The sequence below is a fragment of the Rhodococcus sp. Eu-32 genome (genome assembly GCF_003336925.1).
Classification (GTDB): Bacteria; Actinomycetota; Actinomycetes; order Mycobacteriales; family Mycobacteriaceae; genus Rhodococcoides; species Rhodococcoides kyotonensis_B.
This window is the reverse complement of the sequence record NZ_QGNK01000005.1, coordinates 89,247-106,161: the sequence shown is the minus strand read 5'-3', so window position 1 is coordinate 106,161 and position 16,915 is coordinate 89,247. Positions and strand designations below refer to the sequence as shown.

Here is a 16,915-nt window from a genome sequence, read left to right as displayed (position 1 = left end):
CGAGGGGTATGGTTCTTCCATGACGTGGTCACGGGTCAGGGGGAGTTCGGTGGCCCTCGGAGCAGTCTGCGCGGTGCTCGGCGCCGCGACGTCGGCGTGCGGCGAGTCGGTGCAGGCGGCGACCGGACGGTGTTCCGACGCCGGTGTGTCGAGCGTCCGCGTCACCGGCGATGAGCCTCCGGAATGGGCCGACCACTGGGTGTCGCGTTCCGAAGGCTCGATCGGCGGCGGTTCGGTGACGCCTGGCTCCGACTACGACGCCACATTCGACAACGTCTATTCCTGTGTCGGGTTGACAGCCCAGAAATGGAACGCGATGGCGACGGGCAGTAGCACGATGGAGCAGCGCGTGGTGCGCGTCGGCGTCGACGACTACTACTACCGCGCGGGCGACGTGAGTGTCGAGAATCGCAGTTATGCGGTGGATGTGGTTGTCGCGCAGATCGACTCGGACTCGGCCAGATTCGGAGTGGCGTTCTCGCCGCTGTCCGAGCCGCGGCCGCTCGACGACGTCTACGGCGGAGCGTTCGTCGTTCAGCGGATGCGTGAAGCCGGAGTCTTCTAGTCGATCGTCTGATCCGGTGCCGTGTCGGCGAGTGCCTCGATGAGGTCCCGTTGGATGTCCGTCGCCGGAATCGACGAGTCGACGACGGCCGAGACCGCCAACTGCAGCCTGTGGTGCGCCTCGGTGCGGAATGCAAGACCGGTCTTCGGCGTGCTCTCCGCAGTGCTGGCGTAGATGATCGACCAGCATTCGGGATGGTTGAGCAATTCGGCGCTGGCGGTGTGATCAGGGGCAACGGGTGGACCGAACGTCAGCCGCAGACCACTGCGTTTCATCGCGCCCTCGATAACACGGTGCAGCAGGATTTGATCGGAACGTTTCGGTAGCAGCAACGGGTACGCGGCCAACTGCTCGAGGCTGGGGTTCTCCCCACGTGCCAGCGGATGACCTTCGGCGAGCACGACCACCAGATCTTCGGTCCACAACTCGGTGACCTGCAGGCTCGACCGCTCGACGCTTCCGCGAATCAAGGCCACTTGGCAGTCCCCGGACATGACCGCGTCGATTTGTTCGGCGAATCGTTTCAGCACGAAGTCGATCTCCGCTTCGGGATGCCGCTCGCGGACGCGAACGATCGCGGCGAGCGCGTTCGCGGCGAACGTCATATTGCCGGTGAGGCGAAGCTGGTTCTGCTTTCGGGTCGTCAGCGCCAGCGCTGCCTGCTCGAGTTCGAGCATATGCCGCGCGATCGACACCAATTGTGCTCCGACAACGGTCAATCGGACCGATCTCGACGACCGCTCGAACAGCGGTTCTCCCATCTCGCGTTCGAGCTTGGCTATCTGGAGACTGATTGCAGATTGGGACACATAGCAGCGCTCGGCCGCCCGAGAGAAACTCAATTCCTCGCCCACGGCCAGGAAATACTTCAGCTGCCTCAGCTCCACGTCGCCTCCATCCATGAGTTTCGCTCATCGATGCTATTCCAACTTTCGCGTTGATAACGACTTCGTGCCCGCGTTCTATGGAGTGTGGAAGTTCGATTCGTGGGAAAGGGATGCAAGACAGTGGACACGTACGAGGTCGTCATCGTCGGATCAGGATTCGGAGCACTGGCCGCCGCCAAGACTCTGGGCAAGGCGGGCGTACGGTTCTCCCTCATCTCCAGCACCACCGAACATCTCTTTCAGCCGTTGCTTTACCAGGCCGCGACGGGCATGCTGTCGACCGGCGAGATCGCCCCGCCGATCCGGCGCATCCTTGCCGAGTACGACTCGGCCGACGTCCGTCTGGGACGCGTCGTCGATGTCGATCCCGACAAGCACCAGGTCACCTACACCGCCGCGGGTGTGACGCACACGATCGGCTTCGGCAAGCTCATCGTCGCGACAGGCGCCACCCAGGCCTACTTCGGACGCGACGAGTTCAAGGACCGCACGTTCGCGCTCAAGACCGTCGACGACGCCATCGCACTGCGCGAGCAGATCCTGAGCTGCTACGAGAATGCACATCTGGCCTCGGACCCGGCCGTGAAGAAGGACCTGCTGAGCTTCGTGGTCGTCGGCGCCGGCGCGACGGGCGTCGAACTCGCCGGCCAGATCAGGGACCTCGCGCAGCGGTACTTTGCCGGCTCGTTCCCCGACATTTCCCCCGACGACGTCACCGTCACGCTGGTCGACGGCGTCAAGGACGTTCTGCCCGCGTTCGGCGGCAAGCTGTCGAGTTACGCGCGCACGAAGCTCGAGAAATCGGGAGTCGACGTCGTCACCGGCGCGCTCGTCACCGACATCGCGGACGACGTGGTCACGATCCAGGATGTCGACACCAAGACCTCCCGCACCATCGCGGCCAAGACCGTCGTCTGGTCGGCCGGCGTCCAGGCAAGCGATCTGGCTGGGACCGTCGCCGAGCGAACCGGTTGCGACACCGATCGCGCCGGACGTCTTCTGGTGCACGACGACCTCACGGTCGGTACGTCGAAGGACATCTACGCCATCGGCGACGTGACGTCGCTGAACGGCCTGCCCGGCCAGTCGCCCGTCGCGATGCAACAGGGACGCCACGTCGCGAAGATGATCACCGGCAAGGTCGAGAACGGGACCGCGTTCGAGTACGTCGACAAGGGAAGCATGTCGATCGTCGGCCGATTCAGTGCCGTCGCACGGTTGTTCGGCAAGGTCGACATGTCCGGACCGATCGCCTGGGTCATGTGGCTCGCGGTGCATCTGCTGTACATGGTCGGCTTCAGGAATCGCTACGTCGCGGTCGTCTCGTGGCTCAGCTCGTACATCGGTGACCGTCGCCCGCACTTCCAGTACACCGATCGATGGGAGAAGGTCGACGAGCGGGAAGAGGATCAGATAGCAGCCTGACGGCGGTCGAACAGCACGCCCGGGTTCAAGATCGAGTGGGGGTCCCACGCGTTCTTGATCGCGGCCATCGCCTGGACCTGGACGTCCCCGCGCTGACGCGTCAGCCACCGACGTTTCGCTCGCCCGACTCCGTGTTCGGCGCTGACGGTTCCTCCGACCGAGAGCACGTGGTCGAGCACCGCGTCTTCCAACGCTTCGGCCACGGCCTCGGGGAAGGTTCCGGATCCGGGCAGAATGTTGACGTGGATGTTGCTCTCGGCGAAGTGCCCGAACAGCACTGGGATCGCGGCGGCGTCCACCCCGTGCACCGTCGTCGGAAGTGCGTCGACGAACGCGCAGAACTCGTGCGCGGGCACACCGACGTCGAGCTTGACGGGAACGCCTGCAGCACTGACGGATTCGGTGATGCGCTCACGGAACGACCACAGTGCTCGTCGTTCGGCGGCCGAGACGGCGACCGCGATCCGGTCGGCGTCCAAACCCGACGTCGTGAGCGAGTCGATCACCGGTGCAGAGGCGTCGACGAGGCTGCGGTCGCCGACGTCGGAGTCCCCGAGCTCGACGAAGACCCAGAACCCGTCGGTCGGCAGCGGTGGCGTCGTATCCAGAAGAGCCGCAGCACGTTTCACGGCACTTCCCGCTGCCCACTCCACCGCGTCGAGCCCTGGAAACGACAGCAGAGTGGTCAACGCATCGGCGGCACTCCGCGAATCGGGGAAGGCGAATGCAAGAACCAGTCGATCGCGATGCGGCACGACGAGCTTCCACGTCACGTCGGTGATCACCGCGAGCGTGCCCTCGGATCCGACGAGGAGGTTCGTCAGGTCGTAGCCGGTGTTGTCCTTTCGTAGACCGACCCGGCGGTCTACGATCTCGCCGTTCGCGAGCACTGCCCGCAGGCCGTTGATGCGGTCACGCGCCGTGCCGTACCGCAGCACCCGCGCGCCACCGGCGTTCGTCGAGGCGACGCCCCCGACCGTCGCCGTTGCCCCGGACGCGAGCGCCAAACCGGTCGTCAGACCGTTCTCCTGAGCCAGTCGTTCCAGTTCCTGCAACGTGACGCCGGCTCCGACCGTCACCGAGCCGTCCTCGCGCACGTCGGAAGTCGATGTCAGTGCCTCGGTGGTCACCACGACGGATCCGTCCGCCGGAACTGCGCCGCCGACAAGGCCGGTGTTGCCGCCCTGTGGAACGACGGATACTCGATGGTCGTTGCACACGGCCAGCACGGCGGCAACGTCCTCGACCGACCGTGGCCTCGCGACCGCGCGCGGCGAACCCGTCCACCTGCGCGTCCAGTCCGTCGAGTAGCGAGCCATCGCGTCGGCGTCGCGCAGGATTCTCCCGGGGGCGGCGGCGTCGAGAGCGGCATCGAACGAGGAGTCCATCACGTCAGGCTATCGGGACCCTCGTCCAGGCCGAGAGACTCGAGTCGACGCCGGAGGAATTCGCGCGTGGGCGCGTCGGGAGACAGTGACATCGCTTTGGCGTAGGCGGCAGCTGCGTCGTCGACGCGCCCGAGGCGCCCCAGGAGATTCGCGCGGGCCGCCCACGCGGGCTGGAACGACGTCGCGGCCGACGCGTCGTCGAGCATGCGCAATCCGGTTGCAGGCCCGTCTATTTCGGCCGTGACGACGGCGAGCGCGACCGCTCCGCCGACCGTCGGTGCAAGCGTCTGCAGCGCAGAATGGACTTGGGCCAAGTGATACCAGTCGGTCACGCCGGTGCGTCGGCGCGCACAGTGGACGGCCTCGATCGCGGCTTCGAGCTGAAAACGGCCCAACGGCGATCCCCTGCTCGTCGACGCGTGTGCGACGCGCAGGTGGTTCTCACCGCGTGACAGAAGGTCCTGGTTCCACCGCGTCGCGTCCTGCTCGGGTAGCGGCACGAGAACGCCGTCGTCGTACCGTGCTGGAAGCCGGGCGAGTGACAGACACATCAGTGCAGCGAGACCGTGAGCCTCGGCGTCGTCCGGCAGCAGGACACAGAGAGTCTCGACGAGGTGCAACGCTTCCCCCGCGAGGCCCTCCCGTACTTCGGTGCCGGTGGTGTGCCAGTCGATCGCGAACGCACCGTGAACCGCCGCCATGACGGCCGTCAGCCGAGTCGGAAGCACGGATCGATCGGGCAGCTCGAACGGGATGTGTGCGTCGCGAATACGTTTCTTCGCCCGTCCCAGACGAGCCGCGAGGGTCGACGTGGGGAGCGCGAACGCCTGGGCGATCTGCTTCGCCGTGCAGCCGAGGACGACGTCCAACATTAGCGGAGTGTGTACGGCCGGATCTATCCCCGGGTGGGCGCACATCAGCATCAGCTGCAGCCGCTTGTCCGGAACGGCATCCGGGTCGATGTCGTCGACGCTGCTGCGGGCATGAACTGCGGGGTCGAGCGACACGCTGGTACGACTGGCGGCCGATTTCCAACCGTCGCGCTGGCGATTCCGCGCCGCGGTCAGCAGCCACGCGTCCGGATTGGTCGGGACGCCGTTGCGTGGCCAGGTCGTCAACGCACGCTCGAACGCGTCGGCCAACGCGTCCTCGGAGCTGGTGATGTCGCCGCTCGCCCCGACCAGAATCGCGAGGAGCCGCCCGTACGACGTGCGGGCGGCCGCCTCGGCGTGTGCGACAGTGCTGGTCAGGTCCATGATCCGTCGACGAAGGACGTCGCCGCCGCGCGTACCTCGATGACGCCGTACTGGGCGCCGGGGCACCGCTCGGCCCACATCAACGCCGCGTCCAAGTCGGGAACATCGATGACGAAGACGCCGCCGAGTGCTTCCTTGGTATCGGCGAACGGGCCGTCCTGGATCTGCACGGTTCCGTTCCTCAGCGTGACGGTCGTCGTCGCGGCCGTGTTGGTCAGGACCTCGGCTGCAACGAGGACTCCCGCGGCTTGCAGCGCCGCGCCGTACGCGCCGAAGGCTTGCTGCATCTGGGCGATCGCCTCCTCGGGGATCTCCCCGTCGGCAGGTTCGGCATTGTTCAGAAGAAGTGCGTAGCGCATGGTGTGCTCCTGGTCGTCTGCAATCTCCACCGCGTCGTGCGGTCTTTCACCGTGATGACGATCGACGCGTGCCGCAATCGACAACGTTCGACCGATTTTCGCTCATAGCTGCCGCGGACAGCGGCTCATCAACGGTCGACGCACGCCCGTTACAGTCATCGAGATCGGAGAACACGCTGAAATCAGTCGAAAAGTTTGTTTGTTGTCGTATTGTGATCTGATCGTATGTCCGAGAGGCGGTCGGGAAGGGGGCTCGGATGGCAACACCCACCGGTGCTGCGCTCGCCGTGTCTCTGGGCGGGCGGCCGGCGTCGCACAGTCTGCGCACCACCCGCGCCGCGACGACGAGGCTGGTCGACGCCATCATCGACGGCGCCGACTGCACCGAACTGACCGACGACCACGGCCGGGACGAGGTGGCTCAGATCGCGACGCTGTGCGTCGAACTCGCTGCCGACGTCCTCGACAGCGGAACGCAACCGTCCACCGTCGACCTGACGAGGCTGCGAGAACACGCAGCCAGGTGGGCTCGGGCCGGCATGCAGATCGCGCCGATCCTGCACGCGTTCCACGTGGGCTTCTCGGCCGGATTGCGACTGGTCGCCGACACCGCGGACGCCGACGAACATGCCGCGCTGGTCGACGGTGCGGTGTTGATGTTCGGGCTTCTCGACGTCGTGTCCGAATCCGTCACGTCGGCCTACCTCGAGGAGTACAAGGCCGTCGCGACGCTGCACGACGACACCGGACACTCGATGACCACCGCGTTGTTGGCCGGCGGCACCCGTGCGCAGCGCATTGCCGAGCGGTCGGGGATCGAATTGGCCGCGTCGTACGACGTCATCGCGTTGCACTTTCCGCCGCACCCCGACGAGAAGGGATCCCCGGCCGAGCGGGACATCGCCGCCGGTATGAAGCAGCGTCGTATTCACGCCGCCGTTGCCGACTGCGTGTCCCCGTCCCTCGCCCTGGCCGTGCTGAGTCCGACCGGTGGCACCGTCCTGGTGCCCGACACGGCGTCGGACAGCGTGGAGACGATCGTCGAGCGCATGAGCGCGGCAGGTGGCATCTCGATCTACGCGGCGTCGGTGACGGCGACGACGGATCATGTTCCGGACGCAGCCGAGAACGCATACGAGCTTCTCCGGCTCGTCCAGCGACTCGAGTATCGACCGGGCGTGCACCGCATCTCCGACCTCGCGCTCGAGTTTCAGATCGCGCGCCCCGGTGTCGGTAGACGGCACCTCCAGAAACTGCTCGACCCGCTGCGCGTGGTTCCCGATCTGCTGCCGACGCTACGTGCGTTCGTCGGAGCCGAAGCCAACCGCAAGAAGGCAGCGAAACAACTTGTCGTGCATCCCAATACCGTCGACTATCGGCTCAAGCGTATCGAGCAGATCACCGGAATCGACCCCATGAAGTCGTCCGGCCTACGGTCGCTGCACGCCGCATTGATCGCGGACTCGTTGGATGCGCACACTCCGTCGGAGGCGTCCAAGCGATGACCGTCACGTCGATGTCCGCACGCGCCGCACTCGTGGCGATCGATGCGATGATCCCGTCCTTCCAGCCCGTGGTCACGCTCGACACCGGCGGAGTCGTCGGCGTCGAGGCGCTCGCGCGCTGGCCAACCGTCGAAGGCGTCGATCCTGCCGAAGTGTTCGCGCTCGCCCGGCGACGCGGCGTCGTGGCCGACGTCGACATCGCTTGCCGCACTGCGGCAGTCAGAGAAGCTCGGTCGTCGTTGTCGGTGCGCGGTCTCACGTTGTTCCTCAACGTCGAACCGTGCGGCGCAGCCGATCCCGTTCGGATGGAGGCGCATCTCGACACGCTCGCAGACGACCTCGACGTGGTACTCGAGATCACCGAACGCGGCCTCGACGTCGACCCCGACGGTCTGCGCGCCATGATTCGAGCGGCACGCCGTCGTGGAATCACCATCGCACTCGACGACGTCGGTTCGAACTGGAGCACGTTGGACGCGCTACGCATCGTCGAACCCGACATCGTCAAGCTCGACGCGCGAATTCTGCGCCACCCGGGGACGATTCGGTCCCGTCGTGTGCTTCGCGCGGTTCGAAAGCATGTGGACGACGCGTCCGCGGTGATGGTCGCCGAAGGCATCGAAACCGAACGTGACCGGGCCCGCGCCGTCGACCTCGGTGCCACTCTCGGTCAGGGCTGGTTCTACGGCCGGCCCGTGTCCATCTCGTCCATCGGCGCAACGGACTGCTGACGCACGAGGTTGTGGGCGACATGTCCCAGTTGCCGCAGGCTCATCAGGAATGCCGGTTCATACGGGAGCGACTGGGACATCACGCCCAGCCTCGGCTTTCCCCGACTTCTCCCTCACCAGGGTCGGCATACTCTCGACGGCCGCCCGCCGAATCCACCGCCGGGGATCACGGGCGAACGTGAAGTCGAACCGGGCGAGCACCGTCCGCCGGGCCAGGGCGAACAGGACCGCCGTGCCCGTGACGGCCATCCATGTCGGCATGGGATACAGCGCGAGGCGCTCCCCGAGGCCGAAGTGCAGCGTCTGCGCGACCATCAAGATTGCGCCCACCACTCCGACCGCCGCACACAGAGCGGACCACACTGCGACCAGTCGTCGTTCGTGCCACAGATGCCATGCGATCAACACGAGCACGACATGCCGGGCGATGAATCCGGGAAGTACCGCGGTCCAGTGGACGATCGTGCCGTCGTTGGCGGGGAACAGGCCTGTCGCGGCGGTACTGACGGCAATGACGACCGCGAGCGAGAGGATCCACTTCTTCTCCCGGCCGCTTCTGATGTGTCGGTGAAGAAACACCGCGCCGACCAGCGTAAGGGCGCCGAGCACGATGAACGACGAGTTCATCACGTCGTGCATCGGTGAACACGAGTCGACGTCGCACGTGGTGACTCCGAGTGAGCTGATCGAATCTCGGGCGAAGCTGTACGGCGTCTTCCAGGCCGCGGCGGTGAATACCTCTGCCAACAGATAGGCGAACGAGAGTATCCAGGCCGTCCCCGCTGCCAGATGACGAAGGTTGTGGGTTCGGCGTTCGTGACTGATGAGAAACTCCCTGTCGCATCGAGCGTGGTTCCGGCACACCCTACGGCCCGAACCTGAGAGCCTGCCCGAAATGACCAGTGCCGCTCTCAGGTTCGCACCCGGAACCGGACGGTCGGTGCCGTAAGAATGTCGTCAAGAACGCACGGTCGGTCCGTAAGGAGCTCGTAAGAATCGTCGTCCGGACGCGTCGACGAGCCGAAGCTGGGGTCATGGCCGATATCGCTTACCTAGCCGTCGTACTCGCCGCGTTCGCGTCGTGCGCGCTCGTCGTACGGGCACTTGGAGCAACACAGTGATCACGTATTCAGGAGTCGTGAGCGTCGTGGCGATCGCACTCGCAGCAGTCACGGTCGTCTACCTGCTGATCGCTCTGCTCGATCCCGAGAGGTTCTGACGCCGACATGAATCCTGCGCTTCTCGCGGGCCTGCAGATCGCTGCTGTGATCGCCGTGCTCGCACTCGCCTACGTGCCGTTGGGTGACTACATGGCCCGCGTGTTCGACGGCACCCGCGATCTACGGGTCGAAGCGGTGACCTATCGCATCTGCCGCATCGATCGACGGACCGAACAGACCTGGGTCGGCTACGCCGGCAGCCTCCTCGCATTCTCGGCGGCCTCGGTGCTGTTTCTGTATGTACTGCAACGGATTCAAGGCGTTCTACCGTTGAACGACGGGTTGCCCGGGGTGAGTCCGGCCGTCGCGTTCAACACCGCCGTCTCGTTCGTCACCAACACCAACTGGCAGTCCTATGTACCCGAGACGACGATGTCGAATCTGACGCAGCCGCTCGGCCTCGCCGTGCAGAACTTCGTGTCCGCGGCGGTCGGTATGGCGGTGGCGGTTGCTCTGGTACGTGGATTCGTGCGCGTACGAAGCGGCGGCGAGATCGGCAACTTCTGGGTCGACCTCACCCGGGGGACGCTGCGGATTCTGCTTCCGATCTCCTTCGTCATCGCCCTGGTGCTGCTGACACAGGGTGTCGTGCAATCGTTTTCGTCGGGTTTCACAGCACACGGGCTGGACGGATCGATGACGAACACCGCACTTGCACCTGCTGCATCGCAGGAGGCCATCAAGGTGCTGGGGACCAACGGCGGCGGAATCTTCGCCGCCAACTCGGCACACCCGTTCGAGAATCCGACGCCACTGAGCAACATCGTTCAGATCATCGCGCTGCTGCTGATTCCCGTCTGCCTGACGCGAACGTTCGGCACCATGGTCGGAAATCGCAAGCAGGGTCTGACGGTACTGGCCGTCATGGCGACGCTGTGGGGATGCTTGCTCGCCGTCACACTCGCCGCCGAATCCGGCACCCGCGGAATCGCTGCGAACGCGGCGGGCGCGATGATGGAGGGCAAAGAGGTACGGTTCGGTATCCCCGGCTCCGTGCTCTACGCCGTCTCGACGACCGGAACCTCCACGGGCGCAGTCAATGCCGCGCACGACAGCATGTCGCCGCTCGGTGGAGGGGCGGTCCTGCTCAACATGCTGTTCGGAGAGATCGCGCCCGGCGGCGTCGGTACCGGCCTCTACGGGATGCTGATCCTCGCCGTAGTCGCGGTGTTTGTCGGGGGACTTCTCGTCGGACGCACCCCGGAATTCCTCGGCAAGAAACTCGGTCGACGCGAGATCACGATGGCGGCCCTGTCGGTGCTGGTCATGCCCGCGCTCGTGCTCGTAGGCACCGCCGTCACCGTCGTTCTGGACTCCACCACAGGGTTTCAGGGAAACTCGGGTGACCCGGGCACTCCAGGGTCGATCCACGGCTTCACCGAAGTTCTGTACGCCTACGCGTCGGCCGCCAACAACAACGGAAGCGCGTTCGGTGGCCTGACGGTCACGAGCGACTGGTTCCAGACGTCCCTGGGCCTTGCGATGCTGTTCGGCAGGTTCCTGCCGATCGTCTTCGTTCTGGCGCTTGCCGGCTCCCTCGTCAAGAGCAGGCGTACGGCCACCGACGTCGGAACGCTGCCGACCACCGGTCCTCTGTTCGGCACGTTGCTCCTCGGCTCGGCGGTCCTCGTCGCCGCCCTCACCTTCTTCCCCGCCCTCGCTCTGGGCCCGATCGCGGAGGCGATGCAATGACTGTCGTGACCAGTCCGGAACAGCCCGTGGACATCGAAACCGCCGTTCCCGCCGGCAAATTCGACACCGACCAACTGTGGACCGCGCTGCCGGGTGCGTTCCGCAAACTCGATCCTCGGCACCTCGCGAGAAACCCCGTCATGTTCGTGGTGTTCCTGGGGTCGGTGGTGACGACGGTCCTCGCCGTCGGCGACCCCTCCGTCTTCGCGTGGTCGATCGCGGGGTGGCTGTGGTTCACGGTGCTGTTCGCGAATCTCGCCGAATCCGTGGCGGAAGGGCGCGGCCAAGCGCAGGCAGCGAGCCTGCGCAAGGTCAAGCAGGACACCACCGCGCGACGACGCACCGCGGGCGGAGGCGTCGAGACCGTACGCGGCTCCGACCTCGCGATCGGTGACGAGGTGATCGTGGCCGCCGGTGAGACCATCCCGGGTGACGGCGACGTCGTCGAGGGAATCGCCAGCGTCGACGAATCGGCGATCACCGGTGAATCGGCCCCCGTGGTCCGCGAAGCCGGCGGAGACCGGTCGGCGGTCACCGGCGGCACGACGGTCCTGTCCGACGAGATCGTCGTGTCCATCACCGCTGCGCAGGGTGAGACGTTCGTGGACCGGATGATCGGACTCGTCGAAGGGGCGTCGCGTCGGAAGACACCCAACGAGATCGCGCTGAACATCCTGCTGGCCTCGCTCACGATCGTGTTCCTGCTCGCCGTCGTCGCCATCGGACCGATGAGCGCCTACGCCGGTGACGAACAGGATCCGGTGCGGTTGATCGCGCTTCTCGTCTGCCTGATCCCGACCACCATCGGAGCGCTGTTGTCCGCCATCGGGATTGCCGGCATGGATCGTCTCGTGCAGCGGAACGTCCTGGCGATGTCCGGCCGGGCGGTCGAGGCTGCCGGTGACATCGACACATTGCTCATGGACAAGACCGGCACGATCACCTACGGAAACCGACGCGCGACCGCTCTGCACCCGGCGCCCGGGGTCGATGCCGTCGACCTGGCTCGCGCGGCGCGCCTCTCGTCGTTGGCGGATGGCACGCCCGAAGGGCGCAGCATCGTCGAATTGTGTTGCAGTGAATTCGATCTGGCACCGACAGCCGACGCGTCGGAGATCGCCGGTGAGTTCATTCCTTTCACCGCGCAGACACGGATGAGCGGTATCGATATCGGTGACAGCAGGATTCGCAAAGGCGCTGCGGACACCGTCGCCGCATGGGTACTCGAGAACGGCGGCACGCCGGTGGACGCCGTGCGCAACACCGTGCACGACATCGCGCAAGCAGGAGGTACGCCTCTCGTCGTAGCGGAGACGGCCGACGGCTCCTCGACCGTGCTGGGCGTCGTCGAACTGTCCGACGTCGTGAAGCCGGGGATCGCACACCGCTTCGCACAACTGCGGGCGATGGGCATTCGGACGGTCATGGTCACGGGCGACAACCCGCTGACTGCGAAAGCGATTGCCGCGGAGGCAGGTGTCGACGACGTCCTCGCCGAGGCGACGCCGGAGGACAAACTGGCGTTGATCAGGAAGGAACAGGAAGGCGGCAGGCTCGTCGCGATGACGGGCGACGGCACCAACGACGCCCCTGCGCTCGCACAGGCCGACGTCGGCGTTGCGATGAACACGGGAACGTCCGCCGCCAAGGAAGCCGGCAACATGGTCGATCTGGATTCGGATCCGACCAAACTGATCGAGATCGTCGAGATCGGTAAGCAGTTGCTGATCACGCGCGGCGCATTGACGACGTTCTCGCTGGCCAACGATCTGGCCAAGTACTTCGCGATCTTGCCCGCCATGTTCAGTGGGCTGTATCCGCAGCTGAGTGGGTTGAACATCATGCGACTCGCGACGCCCGAGTCGGCGATCCTGTCGGCGGTCATCTTCAATGCGCTGGTGATCGTCGTGCTGATTCCGTTGGCACTGAAAGGTGTTCGCTATCGCCCGTCGTCGGCTGCCTCGCTGCTGCGGCGAAACCTGTTGATCTACGGCGTCGGTGGCGTCGTCACGCCGTTCGTCGGCATCTGGGTAATTGATCTTCTCGTCCGACTCGTTCCCGGGATTGGTTGACATGCGCTTCGCACAGGGTTTTCTTCGTCAGATGCTCGCAGGCTTCGCGGTACTCGCGGTGTTCACCGCTGTCCTCGGCGTCGGTTATCCCGTCGCTGTGTGGGCCGTCAGCCGTCTGGACACGGAGTCGGCGGAGGGGTCGCCGCTTCGAGACGCTGCAGGATGCGTCGTCGGAAGCTCTCTGGTCGGCGTCGATCCACAGGTTCCGGACGGACAGCCCGACCCGTACTTCCACCCCCGCGTCACCGGATCGGTCGCCGACGACGACGCGTTCGCGCCCGGTGACCCGAGTGCCGCGCTCCCGACCAACCAGGGTCCGAGCAGCGAAACGCTGGCGTCGTTCGTCGGGCAGCGGCGCGCGGAGGTCGCAGCGCGTGAGAACGTCGACCCGAGCCAGGTCCCCGTCGACGCCGTGACGGGATCCGGATCGGGCATCGATCCGGACATCAGTCCCGCCTACGCGGCGTTGCAGATCCCACGGGTGGCCGAGGTGAACGGCCTGAGCGTCACCGACGTTCGAGCACTCGTCGACGACTACACGCACGGTCCGCAGTACGGTGTACTCGGGGCGGCTGCGGTGAACGTTCCGCAGCTCAACGTCGCTCTCGGACTGACTGCGCCGCACTGCAGCCCGGACTAGGAGACGTGCATGGACCAGAAATGCCGCGGGGAGCTGCGGATCTATCTGGGTGCTGCGCCTGGCGTCGGCAAGACGTACGCGATGCTGAGCGAGGCTCGTCGCCGCCGGGACAGGGGATGCGACGTCGTGGCGGCTCTCGTCGAGACACACGGGCGCGCGGTGACGGAGGCGGCGCTCGACGGCATCGAAGTCGTCCCGCCGACCGAGATTCCCTACCGCGGCACCGTCGGACGCGAACTCGATCTGGATGCCGTGCTGGCGCGTCGGCCGGATCTCGTTCTGGTCGACGAGCTCGCACACACCAACACGCCGGGCTCACGGAACACGAAGCGGTGGCAGGACGTCGAAGTGTTGCTCGACGCGGGTCTGGACGTCGTGTCGACCCTGAACGTGCAGCACCTCGAGTCGCTCAACGACGTCGTCCAGCAGATCACCGGCGTCGTGCAGCGAGAAACAGTCCCGGACAACGTCGTTCGTGCGGCAGCGCAGGTGGAGCTCGTCGACATCACGCCGGAAGCGTTGCGCAGCAGGATGTCCCACGGGAACATCTACAGCGCCGAGAAGATCGACGCCGCGTTGGACAACTATTTCCGACGCGGCAATTTGACGGCGCTGCGCGAGCTGGCGTTGCTGTGGATCGCCGATCAGGTCGACGCGGCGCTCGTGAAATACCGGACCGACGAACACATCACCGACACGTGGGAAGCGCGCGAGCGAGTCGTCGTCGCGGTGACGGGTGGGCCCGAGTCGGAGACGCTGGTGCGTCGCGCAAGTCGTGTCGCATCTCGGTCCAGCGCCGAGCTCATGGTGGTGCACGTCGTGCGCGGCGACGGCCTCGCGGGGGTGTCCGCGCCGCAGATGGGGGCTGTCCGCACCCTGGCGACGGCCGTCGGCGCGAGCATGCACAGTGTCGTCGGCGACGACGTCCCGACGACGCTGCTGGAATTCGCGCGGGGCGTCAACGCGACGCAGTTGGTCATCGGCACGTCGCGACGGTCTCGGTTCGCCCGAATCGTCGACGAAGGCATCGGATCGTCCGTCGTGCAGAACTCCGGAACCATCGACGTGCACATGGTGACGCACGGCGAGACCGGGTTTCGACGACGCCGTCTGCGCGTCCATGCGGATTCCCGTGCGCGACGGATGCTGTCGTGGGTCGCTGCGGTGGCCGTTCCCTGTGTCGCCGCTGCCGTACTCGCGATCGTCGACCCGCAGTTCGACTCGAGCGGTGAGAGCGCGCTGTTCTTCATGGTCGTGTTGTGCGTGGCTCTCCTCGGAGGGGTTGCGCCCGCGGCACTGTCGGCTCTGATCGCAGGATTTCTGCTCAACTTCTTCTTCACCGCTCCGCGACACAGCTTCGCGGTCGCCGAGCCCGAGAACTTCGTCGTGACGGTCGTGCTGCTGATAGTCGCCGTCGCGGTCGCGGTTCTGGTGGACACCGCATCGAGACGTGCCAGGGAGGCACGACGCGCGTCGCGCGAGGCCGAGCTGTTGACGTTGTTCGCCGGCTCCGTGCTGCGCGGTGCGGATCTCGACGCCTTGCTCGAGCGCGTACGGGAGACGTACGGGCAGCGGTCGGTGTCGTTGATCGAAGTGTCCACCGGTGACACGGTCGGTAGCGTCGGAGATGTGCCTGCGCCGACCGTCGAACACGCCGATACGCGAATCGATGCGCCCGCCGGAGATTTCACGATGGTGCTCGCGGGGGCCCGCACCCGTGCGCGTGACCGACGCGTGCTGACGGCCGTCGCCAATCAGGCGGCCGGGTTGGTGCGGCAGGCGAGACTGACCGAGGAGGCCAGCCGTGCCAGTGCGTTGGCCGAAGCGGACGTGCTGCGGCGAGCGCTGCTGTCGGCCGTCAGCCACGATCTGCGGACGCCTCTGGCCGCGGTCAAGGCCGCATCGTCGTCGCTGCGCAGCACCGACATCGAGTTCTCTCCCGAGGACACCGCCGAATTGCTCGCCACCATCGACGAATCGGCCGATCAACTGACCGCGCTCGTCGGCAACCTCCTGGACTCGTCGCGACTGCAGGCGGGCGTCGTTCGACCGACCCTGCAGCCGGTGTACGTCGAGGATGCCGTCCATCGAGCGCTCGTCGGATCGTCGGCTCCGGTCGGGCGGGTACATATCGACGTAGGCGACGTCGAAGTACTCGCGGACGTCGGACTGCTCGAACGGGTGCTGGCCAATCTCGTCGACAACAGCGCACGGCATGCGCCCGACAGCGACATCCGGATCAGTGCCACGCGCGCAGGCGAGCGTGCGTCGATCACGGTGTCCGACGGCGGTCCCGGAATCGCGGAAGGATCGGAGAGCACCATGTTCGACGCGTTCCAGCGACTCGGCGATCGCAACAACACCGTCGGAGTCGGGCTCGGGCTGTCCGTCGTCAAGGGTTTCGCCGAGGCCATGGGCGGGTCGGTCGTCGCCTCGGGCACCCCGGGCGGCGGGCTCACGATGACCGTCGAGTTGGGAGCGGTGACCCGATGACGGCAGCGAGGACTCGCGTGCTCGTCGTCGACGACGAGCCGCAGATCGTGCGCGCTCTCCGCATCAACCTGCAAGTCAGAGGCTATGAGCTTGCCGTCGCGACGTCGGGAGCCGAGGCGTTGCGTGCGGCGGCCGATTTCCATCCCGAGATCGTGATCCTGGATCTCGGGCTACCCGACATCGATGGTATCGACGTCATCGGCGGCCTGCGGGGATGGACGGATGTGCCGATCGTCGTGTTGTCGGCGCGGACCGACTCGGCCGACATCGTCGACGCTCTCGACGCCGGTGCCGACGACTTCGTCACCAAACCGTTCGGGATGGACGTGCTGCTCGCGCGTCTCAGAGCGGCGGGGAGGCGTGGTCCGCATGCGACCGAGAACGCCGTCGTCGTGACCGACGCGTTCACCGTCGACCTGTCGGCGAAAACGGTCACCCGGCACGGGGAGAACGTCCACCTGACCCGCACCGAATGGGGTGTGCTCGAACTCCTGGCCCGCAACCGCGGAAAACTGGTGTCGCAGAAGGAAATTCTCCAAGCGGTGTGGGGTCCACGGCACGAACGCGAAACCCATTACCTGCGAATCTATCTCGGCCAGCTCAGGCAGAAGCTCGAGGACGACCCGTCGCACCCGAAGCATCTGCTCACCGAGACGGGCATGGGATATCGGTTGCAGTAGTG

At 66.0% G+C, this 16,915-nt stretch carries 15 protein-coding genes; 10 read left to right on the top strand and 5 right to left on the bottom strand.

Annotated features, from left to right (window positions below; genetic code table 11):
* Window positions 1–19 precede the first annotated feature (19 nt).
* Window positions 20–565, top strand: coding sequence for a hypothetical protein (locus DK926_RS08120; RefSeq protein ID WP_125833389.1), 546 nt, complete (start codon window positions 20–22; stop codon window positions 563–565).
* Here DK926_RS08120 and DK926_RS08115 read toward each other — a convergent pair.
* Window positions 562–1,452, bottom strand: a complete 891-nt coding sequence (locus tag DK926_RS08115) for a LysR family transcriptional regulator (protein WP_114330104.1) — start codon at window positions 1,450–1,452, stop codon at window positions 562–564. The two genes, DK926_RS08120 and DK926_RS08115, sit on opposite strands and share 4 nt — an antisense overlap.
* 120 nt (window positions 1,453–1,572) lie before the next feature.
* Between DK926_RS08115 and DK926_RS08110 the strand changes: the two genes are divergently transcribed.
* Window positions 1,573–2,877 (top strand): NAD(P)/FAD-dependent oxidoreductase, encoded by a 1,305-nt coding sequence (locus tag DK926_RS08110; RefSeq protein ID WP_114330003.1) that lies wholly within the window; start codon window positions 1,573–1,575, stop codon window positions 2,875–2,877.
* Here the strand turns inward: DK926_RS08110 and DK926_RS08105 are convergent.
* The 3 genes from DK926_RS08105 to DK926_RS08095 are packed head-to-tail and all read right to left on the bottom strand — an operon-like array spanning window position 2,862 to window position 5,880.
* Window positions 2,862–4,265 carry an FAD-binding oxidoreductase gene (locus DK926_RS08105; RefSeq protein WP_114330002.1) on the bottom strand — a complete coding sequence of 468 codons (1,404 nt, stop codon included), beginning with the start codon at window positions 4,263–4,265 and terminating at the stop codon, window positions 2,862–2,864. The genes DK926_RS08110 and DK926_RS08105 overlap by 16 nt on opposite strands.
* Window positions 4,265–5,521, bottom strand: a complete 1,257-nt coding sequence (locus DK926_RS08100) for a DUF6596 domain-containing protein (protein WP_114330001.1) — start codon at window positions 5,519–5,521, stop codon at window positions 4,265–4,267. The genes DK926_RS08105 and DK926_RS08100 overlap by 1 nt, the downstream gene beginning before the upstream one ends.
* Complete coding sequence (locus DK926_RS08095) at window positions 5,512–5,880, bottom strand: YciI family protein (protein WP_114330103.1); 369 nt, start codon at window positions 5,878–5,880, stop codon at window positions 5,512–5,514. Before DK926_RS08095 ends, DK926_RS08100 begins: the two co-directional genes overlap by 10 nt.
* A gap of 257 nt (window positions 5,881–6,137) precedes the next feature.
* On the opposite strand from DK926_RS08095, the gene DK926_RS08090 reads away from it, so the two are divergent.
* Both DK926_RS08090 and DK926_RS08085 read left to right on the top strand, forming a co-directional pair.
* Window positions 6,138–7,385 (top strand): helix-turn-helix domain-containing protein, encoded by a 1,248-nt coding sequence (locus DK926_RS08090; RefSeq protein ID WP_114330000.1) that lies wholly within the window; start codon window positions 6,138–6,140, stop codon window positions 7,383–7,385.
* Window positions 7,382–8,116 carry an EAL domain-containing protein gene (locus tag DK926_RS08085; RefSeq protein WP_114329999.1) on the top strand — a complete coding sequence of 245 codons (735 nt, stop codon included), beginning with the start codon at window positions 7,382–7,384 and terminating at the stop codon, window positions 8,114–8,116. Before DK926_RS08090 ends, DK926_RS08085 begins: the two co-directional genes overlap by 4 nt.
* Before the next feature lie 57 nt (window positions 8,117–8,173).
* Here DK926_RS08085 and DK926_RS08080 read toward each other — a convergent pair whose 3' ends face one another.
* A complete protein-coding gene (locus tag DK926_RS08080; protein WP_114330102.1) occupies window positions 8,174–8,866 on the bottom strand; it encodes a DUF998 domain-containing protein in 693 nt (230 codons plus the stop codon).
* A gap of 370 nt (window positions 8,867–9,236) precedes the next feature.
* Here DK926_RS08080 and DK926_RS08075 point away from each other — a divergent pair, with 370 nt between their 5' ends.
* From DK926_RS08075 to DK926_RS08050, 6 genes are read left to right on the top strand one after another with little or no spacing between them, the layout of a single operon-like run.
* A complete protein-coding gene (locus DK926_RS08075) occupies window positions 9,237–9,335 on the top strand; it encodes a potassium-transporting ATPase subunit F (protein ID WP_114330101.1) in 99 nt (32 codons plus the stop codon).
* A gap of 7 nt (window positions 9,336–9,342) precedes the next feature.
* Window positions 9,343–11,028, top strand: a complete 1,686-nt coding sequence (gene kdpA / locus DK926_RS08070) for a potassium-transporting ATPase subunit KdpA (RefSeq protein ID WP_114329998.1) — start codon at window positions 9,343–9,345, stop codon at window positions 11,026–11,028.
* Window positions 11,025–13,100: a potassium-transporting ATPase subunit KdpB gene (gene kdpB / locus DK926_RS08065; RefSeq protein ID WP_114329997.1), complete on the top strand. Its 2,076-nt coding sequence runs from the start codon at window positions 11,025–11,027 to the stop codon at window positions 13,098–13,100. Before kdpA ends, kdpB begins: the two co-directional genes overlap by 4 nt.
* A gap of 1 nt (window position 13,101) precedes the next feature.
* Window positions 13,102–13,740 carry a potassium-transporting ATPase subunit C gene (locus DK926_RS08060; protein ID WP_114329996.1) on the top strand — a complete coding sequence of 213 codons (639 nt, stop codon included), beginning with the start codon at window positions 13,102–13,104 and terminating at the stop codon, window positions 13,738–13,740.
* Window positions 13,741–13,749: 9 nt separating this feature from the next.
* Window positions 13,750–16,233: a sensor histidine kinase KdpD gene (locus DK926_RS08055; RefSeq protein WP_114329995.1), complete on the top strand. Its 2,484-nt coding sequence runs from the start codon at window positions 13,750–13,752 to the stop codon at window positions 16,231–16,233.
* On the top strand, window positions 16,230–16,913 hold the full coding sequence (locus tag DK926_RS08050) for a response regulator (RefSeq protein WP_114329994.1): 684 nt from the start codon (window positions 16,230–16,232) through the stop codon (window positions 16,911–16,913). Before DK926_RS08055 ends, DK926_RS08050 begins: the two co-directional genes overlap by 4 nt.
* Window positions 16,914–16,915 lie beyond the last annotated feature (2 nt).

Bases quoted from the DNA above. Each gene is read 5' to 3' on its own strand.
- DK926_RS08050 (WP_114329994.1), top strand. From the start codon at position 16,230: ATGACGGCAGCGAGGACTCGCGTGCTCGTCGTCGACGACGAGCCGCAG.
- DK926_RS08105 (WP_114330002.1), bottom strand. From the start codon at position 4,265: ATGGACTCCTCGTTCGATGCCGCTCTCGACGCCGCCGCCCCCGGGAGA.
- kdpA (WP_114329998.1), top strand. From the start codon at position 9,343: ATGAATCCTGCGCTTCTCGCGGGCCTGCAGATCGCTGCTGTGATCGCC.
- DK926_RS08090 (WP_114330000.1), top strand. From the start codon at position 6,138: ATGGCAACACCCACCGGTGCTGCGCTCGCCGTGTCTCTGGGCGGGCGG.
- DK926_RS08055 (WP_114329995.1), top strand. From the start codon at position 13,750: ATGGACCAGAAATGCCGCGGGGAGCTGCGGATCTATCTGGGTGCTGCG.
- DK926_RS08060 (WP_114329996.1), top strand. From the start codon at position 13,102: ATGCGCTTCGCACAGGGTTTTCTTCGTCAGATGCTCGCAGGCTTCGCG.
- DK926_RS08120 (WP_125833389.1), top strand. From the start codon at position 20: ATGACGTGGTCACGGGTCAGGGGGAGTTCGGTGGCCCTCGGAGCAGTC.
- DK926_RS08085 (WP_114329999.1), top strand. From the start codon at position 7,382: ATGACCGTCACGTCGATGTCCGCACGCGCCGCACTCGTGGCGATCGAT.
- DK926_RS08100 (WP_114330001.1), bottom strand. From the start codon at position 5,521: ATGGACCTGACCAGCACTGTCGCACACGCCGAGGCGGCCGCCCGCACG.
- kdpB (WP_114329997.1), top strand. From the start codon at position 11,025: ATGACTGTCGTGACCAGTCCGGAACAGCCCGTGGACATCGAAACCGCC.
- DK926_RS08095 (WP_114330103.1), bottom strand. From the start codon at position 5,880: ATGCGCTACGCACTTCTTCTGAACAATGCCGAACCTGCCGACGGGGAG.